This is a genomic window from Luteimonas sp. FCS-9, assembly GCF_001014645.1.
In the GTDB taxonomy this organism is placed as follows: Bacteria; Pseudomonadota; Gammaproteobacteria; order Xanthomonadales; family Xanthomonadaceae; genus Luteimonas.
In genome coordinates, this window is the sequence record NZ_LASZ01000049.1 from 1 (window position 1) to 1,795 (window position 1,795).

2 protein-coding genes are annotated in these 1,795 nt (G+C 73.3%); both read left to right on the forward strand.

Translation table 11 applies throughout. From position 1 onward, the window contains the following. Positions 1 to 78 precede the first annotated feature (78 nt). The gene (gene dapE / locus WQ56_RS17410) at positions 79 to 1,221 is read left to right on the forward strand and encodes a succinyl-diaminopimelate desuccinylase (protein ID WP_047137967.1); all 1,143 of its coding nucleotides are present in this window, start codon (positions 79 to 81) and stop codon (positions 1,219 to 1,221) included. Positions 1,222 to 1,293: 72 nt separating this feature from the next. Continuing rightward, the gene (locus WQ56_RS17415; RefSeq protein WP_047137968.1) at positions 1,294 to 1,782 is read left to right on the forward strand and encodes an 8-oxo-dGTP diphosphatase; all 489 of its coding nucleotides are present in this window, start codon (positions 1,294 to 1,296) and stop codon (positions 1,780 to 1,782) included. Positions 1,783 to 1,795 lie beyond the last annotated feature (13 nt).

The window sequence follows — 1,795 nt, forward strand, 5'->3', positions numbered from 1 at the left end:
CGCGCTCGCGCGCGATGTGGCGCCACCGGGAACGCGCCATCGCGCGCGAGCGCGCTCCCACGGTTTCCAGAGGGTTCCATGTCCGACGTCCTCGACCTCACCCGTGACCTGATCGCGCGGCCCTCGGTGACCCCCGACGATGCCGGCTGCCAGGCGCTGATCGCCGCGCGGCTGCAAGCCGCGGGCTTTTCGATCGAGTCGATGCGCTTCGGCGCGGTCGACAATCTCTGGGCCACGCACGGGAACGGCGGGCCGGTGCTCGCGCTGCTGGGCCACACCGACGTGGTGCCGAGCGGGCCGGTCGAGGCATGGCGGTCCGATCCGTTCGTGCCGCAGATCCGCGACGGCGTGCTGTACGGGCGCGGGGCGGCCGACATGAAGGGCAGCGTCGCGGCTTTCGTCGTCGCCGCCGAGCGCTTCGTCGCCGCACACCCCGACCATCCCGGCACGCTGGCGCTGCTGCTGACCTCCGACGAGGAGGGCGCGGCGATCGACGGCGTGCGCCGGGTCGCGCGCACGTTCGCCGAGCGCGGCACGCGCATCGACTGGTGCATCACCGGCGAGCCGTCGTCGACCCGGCGCCTGGGCGACCTGCTGCGCGTGGGCCGGCGCGGCAGCCTGTCGGCCACGCTGACCGTGCGCGGCGTGCAGGGTCATGTGGCCTATCCCGACAAGGCGCGCAACCCGATCCATCTGCTCGCGCCGGCGCTGGCCGAGCTCGTCGGCCGCCACTGGGACGACGGCTTCGAGTCGTTTCCGCCGACCAGCCTGCAGGTCAGCAACATCGCCGCCGGCACCGGCGCGACGAACGTGATCCCCGGCAGCGCGACGGTGCAGTTCAACCTGCGCTACAACCCGCACTGGGACGCGCCGCGACTGGAGGCGGCAGTCGCCGCGCTGCTGGACCGGCACGGCCTGGACCACGTGATCGACTGGCACCGCAGCGGCGAGCCGTTCCACACGCCGGAGGGGCCGCTGCGCGCGGCCGCGCGCGCGGTGCTGACGGACTTCGCCGGCGACGTGCCCGAGGAGAGCACCGGCGGCGGCACCTCGGACGCGCGCTTCATCGCGCCGCTGGGCGCGCAGTGCATCGAGATCGGGCCGGTCAACGCCAGCATCCACCAGGTCGACGAGCACGTCCGCGTCGCCGACCTCGAGGCGCTGCCGGCGCTGTACGAGGCGCTGGTGGCGCGGCTGCTGCTGCCTGCCGCGCCCGGCTGAGACGCGGCACGGCGCGAGCGGCGCGGCGGGCGTCGCTACAATGCCCGGCTTCCCGCCGCAGGCCCGTTTCCGATGCCCTACACCCCGATCGTCGCCACGCTCGGCTACGTGCTGTCCCCCGATCGCCGGCGGGTGCTGATGATCCATCGCAACGCGCGGCCCGGCGACCAGCATCTGGGCAAGTACAACGGCCTTGGCGGCAAGATCGAGCGCGACGAGGACGTGGTCGCGGGCATGCGCCGCGAGATCCGCGAGGAAGCGGGGATCGAATGCGACAGCCTGCGCCTGCGCGGCACGATCAGCTGGCCGGGCTTCGGCCGCGACGGCGAGGACTGGCTCGGCTTCGTATTCGTCGTCGACGCCTGGCACGGCACGCCGCTGACGTCCAATCCCGAGGGCACGCTCGAATGGGTCGAGGCCGACCGCGTGCTCGAGCTTCCGCTGTGGGAGGGCGACCGGCAGTTCCTGCCGCTGGTGTTCGACGACGACCCGCGCGCGTTCCATGGCGTGATGCCGTACCAGGCCGGCCGCATGCAGGGCTGGTCGTACTCGCGGGTCTAGCGTCCTCCCGTAG